Raw genomic sequence first — 5123 nt, forward strand, 5'->3', positions numbered from 1 at the left:
TGCATTTAATTGGAAGAAAGGGCATCAGTGAATATTGTTGACCAATTGTTAAGACAAGGAAAGTCATTATTATCTCCCTTTGGACTATAACAAATTGGACAACAATATTAACTACGGGAATGATTCATTCTAATGACGACACAACCCTCAAAAAAGAAGCTTCATGACAAGTCTACCACAAAATAGTCGCTATTGACCACCCTTTGGTCTCATATTATTGACAAAGGTACACATCTCCTAAAAGCCAAACAAGCCCAAAGCTAGCAGGCAGCAAAGACCAGCCCCTTTGTCGGCTACGATGAGTTTTGCTTTTGCCTGCGGCATTGGACAAGCCTCCCAAGAATGCTTAACCTAAAAGCTAACACCCCCTGCCTCAGACATCAAGCTCCTAGAGTCACTCTTTTCTAATGAGCAACTTCAAAAAAGAGGCCTAGGCCCCTTTTTTAGACTTTAACTGCCGCTTTAACACAACGACAATCACCGGTAGTACCGAAACAACAATAATGGCCAACATGATGAGTTCGAAATGCTTTTGCACAAAAGCAATACTCCCAAAGAAGAAACCAGAAAGCAAGCCTACTAAAACCCAAGCCAGCCCGCCAATACAATTAAAGGTGAAGAATTTTTTGCGATCCATCTTGCCTAAACCGGAGATAAAGGGAATAAAGGTTCGAACAATGGGCACAAAACGGCCAAGAGAAATGGCAAGATTACCATATTTGGCAAAGAAATGCTCCGTCTCAGCCAAGTGGCTGTCTTTAATGAATTTTCCTAAATAGGGAACCTTACGAAGGCCTAAGCCATACTTGTGGCCTAAACTATAGTTGAGATAATCACCTAAAACCGCCGCCACTGTCAGCAAAAGGATAAAAGGGATTGGTTGATAACCGCTCTTTGCTAAAAAAGCGCCCGTCATAAAAAGCAAGGAATCCCCTGGCAAGAAAGGGAAAAAGACCAAGCCCGTTTCAACAAAAATAATCACAAAAATAATCAAAAAGGCATATAAGCCATATTGGGTCAAAATAGCATTAATAAACTGTGTAAACATGACTTTCCTTTATCACTAGGTCCTTTTTAAAATGCGCCCGCTTAGAGGGCAAAATATTTAGCTGCTCTGCCTATAAACAGCCAGCCTAACCAACCAGAGCCTTAAATGTACTTGAACTTTGGGAGTAGAGCCATTCAACCCTTACAAAGAGGTTTTAGCTTTTATTTCCCAAGAATCTCTACCTATTATAACCTATTTCTAGCAAATCCGTCAGGAAAACATTCTCACTAAGCCAGATGCGCTTTTAAAGGCAACAATGTCAGACTAGCAAGCTAGTAAGAGCAGCGACAAGCATGTAATAGTTTACTCCTTAATTAAAAGTCCAATTTTTGCACCCAATACAGAAATAAAACTGGTTTCATCGTTTGCATCAGTAGTAGACCTTCTTTTTAAGAACTTTTTCAAATCCTGCTAGACCAAGACACAGTGTCTGGAAAACGCTTGAAATCAAGGGAGTTTTACCTTTTCTTCCTTTGGAGTTTCACTACAGCCTCGGTCCTGGCTGTATGCGGGAACATATCAACTGACTGGATATAGTCCACCTGATAGTACTTGGCTAAGGTCACCAGGTCTTGCGCTAGGGTAGAGGTGTTACAAGAGACATAGACCATTTTACGTGGGCGATAAGCCACAATCATTTCCAACAGCTTACGGTCTAAGCCAGTACGAGGAGGATCAACAATAATGGCATCAGCACGGTAACCCTCTTGATACCAGCGCGGAATCACTTCTTCAGCTTTTCCTGCTTCGTAGTAGGTATTTGTAAAGCCCATATTCTGTGCATTGGCTCTTGCATCTGCAATAGCTTCAGGGATAATATCCATCCCCCGTACACTGGCTACCTTATCAGCAAAGGCAAAACCAATTGTCCCCACCCCACAATAGGCATCAATGATATGGTCTGTCTCTTCTACCTCCAAGGCCCGGACAACTTCTTGATAGAGCACCTGCGTTTGTTTGGGATTGAGTTGGTAAAAAGCCCGTGGCGATAAGGCAAAGTGGTAATGCAAGACCTCTTCTTCAATCGTGTCTGCACCCCAGACCACTTCTGTTTTAAGGCCGTAAATGTCACTCGTCTTGGCCCGATTATAGTTGATAGCAATTGTCTTGAGTTGGGGAAAGGCTTGCGCTAATTCGGCAGCAAGCAAGCCCAGGCGAACTTCTTTGCTGGTTACAAAAATCACCTGTAATTGGTTTGTAGCCTTTGCCTTTCTGACCATCACCGTTCGGATGCCCTCAGATTTACCTTCTTGATAAATCGGTAATTTATAGTTCTCCAGTAAACGCGTAATCGCATTGATTAGCTCTTGTGTTTGGCTGTCTTGGACCAGACAATCTTCAATCGGAATTAACTTGTGAGAGTTTTGGGCATAGAGTCCCGCATGCACCTTTTGTCGCCACTTACGAATTTGAAATTGTAATTTTGCCCGGTAATGTGTTGGTTCTTCCATACCTAAGGTTCTACGAATTTCATAAGCTTCATAGCCAGCTGGCCGATATTTCTTAAGAGCCTGGCGAATGACGTCCGTTTTAAAATCTAGCTGCTGCTCATAAGCTAGATGCATGATTTGGCAGCCACCACATTGCTCATAAATGCCACAAGCCGGCTGCACCCGAGCTTTTGAGGCCTTCTCAATGGAGAGTAGCTTTGCTTGGACAAAGTTTTTCTTAACACTAACAATTTGGCAAAAAACAGTTTCACCCTTAAGGGCGCCCGGTACAAATACTAGCGTTTTTTTATAAAACCCGATACCTTCTCCGTTAATACCCATGCGTTTGATTTTTAAGGGAATGCGCTGGCGCTCCTGTAGTAGTGGCATTATCTTTAGCTCCTTTTTATGTTAACCAGTGTTGGTTTCCTTTTATTTTACCATTTTTTGATATAATACTTAGTATGAAAATCAGTAAAATCGAGAAGAAAAAACGTCTCTATAAAATAGAAATGAGCGATCAATCCACCTACTACGTGACAGAGGACACAATTGTCCGCTTTATGCTTAGTAAAGACAAGGAAATAAGCCTTAAAGAACTGGACCAAATTCAAAACTTTGCACAATTCTCACATGGCAAGAATTTAGCTCTGTACTTTCTTTCCTTTCAAAATCGCACCAGTGCCCAAGTTAAGGACTATTTGACAAAACATGCTATTGAAGCAGCTATTATCCCTGACATTATCGCCAACCTAGAAGCAGACAATTGGCTCAATGACGAGCAATACATTGCAAACTATTTGCGGCAAAATACTAGCAGTGGTGATAAGGGGCCACTTGTTATCAAACAAAAATTACAACAAAAAGGACTTAACAAAGAACAAATCGAAGCACAGCTTTCAGCAATTGACTTTGAACCCATCGCCAAAAAGCTAGCGCAACACTTGCAAAGCAAATATGCTAATAAGTATCCTGTTCAGGCTCAACTGACAAAAATAAAGCAACAGCTTCGCAACAAAGGTTTCTCCTACGCTTTAATCCAAGAGGTCACTGATTCTCTAGCTTTTGCCAGTGATGATGAACAAACAGCACAGCTATTAGCCAAGGACTTTGAAAAACTCTATCGAAACTACCGTAAAAAATACGAGGATTTTGCTTTACACCAAAAACTTTTTCAGGGCTTATACCGCAAAGGCTATGATAGTGATGATATTAAGGCCTATCTGCGTCAAGTACTCTAGGCGTCAAATGGGTGCTTTTGCAGTGAATTTATGGTAAACTATAGAGGATAAGTTTAATTGTAGAAAGTTGGAAAGGGCATGAAATTACCTAAAGAAGGCGACTTTATTACAATTCAAAGTTATAAGCATGACGGCAAATTACATCGTACTTGGCGTGATACAATGGTACTAAAGACAACTGAAAATGCTTTAATCGGCGTTAACGACCATACATTAGTGACTGAGAGTGATGGGCGACGATGGATCACACGTGAGCCTGCCATTGTCTACTTTCACAAAAAATATTGGTTCAATATCATCGCAATGATCCGTGAAAATGGTACTTCTTATTACTGTAATCTAGCTAGTCCTTATCTCATTGATGAGGAAGCCTTAAAATATATTGATTATGACTTGGATGTTAAAGTCTTTGCCGATGGAGAAAAGCGGCTGCTTGATGTTGACGAATATGAGTTGCACAAGAAAAAGATGCATTACCCAAAAGACATTGACGACATCCTAAAAGAGCATGTCAAGATACTTGTGGACTGGATTAACAATAAGAAGGGACCCTTTTCCAAGGCATACATTCATATTTGGTACAAACGTTATCTTGAACTGAAGAATCGTTAATAGTTGTCAAGCACTCCAATACGGAGTGCTTTCACACTTAACCTATGGAGGTTTCACAATGGCATTTCAAAATACAAAAGAACGCTATGCAAGTTTTGGGGTTGCCACCACAGTTCCACCCGAACTCATTGATACAATCTGGGATATTATTGATCGGCAATTAAAAGGTTTACTGCCGCTTGATCGCCTTTTAGTTTTTCAAACTCAAAAACAACATCAATTTCTCTCAATTGCCTATATTAACCAAAAGGCAAAATTAAAAATCGTCTTTGACTATCACTACCCCTATGATCCATTTCTCCCTAAGACATTATATGCTGTTGATAATCACGGGATTGAGACAATTTTACTACCACATGAACTCTAAAGAGGCTCACTAAAGGCTACTTTTTGAGGTTAATCAATAAGACCAAACTGTTTTTTTATTTACTACCTTGCTCGACCAGATATAAATAGGTAACTATATTTAAAAACACCAGATAGATAAAGACTACTCTATCATAGAGCTCTATCATTTCTGTAGTGGGTAAATCCACTCTGGAGATGATGGGCTTTTTTCATGCAGACAAAAAGCCCCATATGACTTATAATGAGAAGCAACAAAACAACTCATTAGAAAGCATCATATGGAACACCTTAAGAATACCACAGAATTAATCTGAATGAAAGACAAAAATATAGCTTTAGACAACGTTTTTCAACATAAGACGCACATTGAACTCTATGCAAGGCTGGATTATGAGCCTAAAGGGTGTCCGACTTGTGGTGGAAAACAGATAAAATACGACTTCC

At 40.2% G+C, this 5123-nt stretch carries 5 protein-coding genes and 1 pseudogene; 4 read left to right on the forward strand and 2 right to left on the reverse strand.

From position 1 onward, the window contains the following. Positions 1–430: 430 nt before the first annotated feature. Entirely contained in the window at positions 431–1048 is a 618-nt protein-coding gene (locus GWD08_RS08535; protein ID WP_159546138.1) for a VTT domain-containing protein, read from the reverse strand. Between the two features lie 458 nt (positions 1049–1506). After that, a complete protein-coding gene (gene rlmD, locus GWD08_RS08540; RefSeq protein ID WP_159565233.1) occupies positions 1507–2868 on the reverse strand; it encodes a 23S rRNA (uracil(1939)-C(5))-methyltransferase RlmD in 1362 nt (453 codons plus the stop codon). A 74-nt stretch (positions 2869–2942) separates the two neighbouring features. Between rlmD and recX the strand changes: the two genes are divergently transcribed. The 4 genes and pseudogenes from recX to GWD08_RS08825 form a co-directional block, all read left to right on the forward strand. Then, on the forward strand, positions 2943–3719 hold the full coding sequence (gene recX / locus GWD08_RS08545) for a recombination regulator RecX (RefSeq protein ID WP_159565235.1): 777 nt from the start codon (positions 2943–2945) through the stop codon (positions 3717–3719). A gap of 78 nt (positions 3720–3797) precedes the next feature. Beyond that, positions 3798–4331, forward strand: a complete 534-nt coding sequence (gene ntdP, locus GWD08_RS08550) for a nucleoside tri-diphosphate phosphatase (protein ID WP_159565237.1) — start codon at positions 3798–3800, stop codon at positions 4329–4331. Between the two features lie 58 nt (positions 4332–4389). Beyond that, positions 4390–4698: a DUF960 domain-containing protein gene (locus GWD08_RS08555; RefSeq protein WP_159546122.1), complete on the forward strand. Its 309-nt coding sequence runs from the start codon at positions 4390–4392 to the stop codon at positions 4696–4698. A gap of 295 nt (positions 4699–4993) precedes the next feature. Beyond that, positions 4994–5123, forward strand: a pseudogene (locus GWD08_RS08825) (ISL3 family transposase); the annotation flags it as partial.

This window comes from Streptococcus halichoeri (genome assembly GCF_009870755.1).
Lineage (GTDB): Bacteria > Bacillota > Bacilli > Lactobacillales > Streptococcaceae > Streptococcus > Streptococcus halichoeri.

Excerpts from the sequence above, each read along its gene's own strand:
- GWD08_RS08535 (WP_159546138.1), bottom strand. The coding sequence starts at position 1,048 with ATGTTTACACAGTTTATTAATGCTATTTTGACCCAATATGGCTTATAT.
- rlmD (WP_159565233.1), bottom strand. The coding sequence starts at position 2,868 with ATGCCACTACTACAGGAGCGCCAGCGCATTCCCTTAAAAATCAAACGC.
- recX (WP_159565235.1), top strand. The coding sequence starts at position 2,943 with ATGAAAATCAGTAAAATCGAGAAGAAAAAACGTCTCTATAAAATAGAA.
- ntdP (WP_159565237.1), top strand. The coding sequence starts at position 3,798 with ATGAAATTACCTAAAGAAGGCGACTTTATTACAATTCAAAGTTATAAG.
- GWD08_RS08555 (WP_159546122.1), top strand. The coding sequence starts at position 4,390 with ATGGCATTTCAAAATACAAAAGAACGCTATGCAAGTTTTGGGGTTGCC.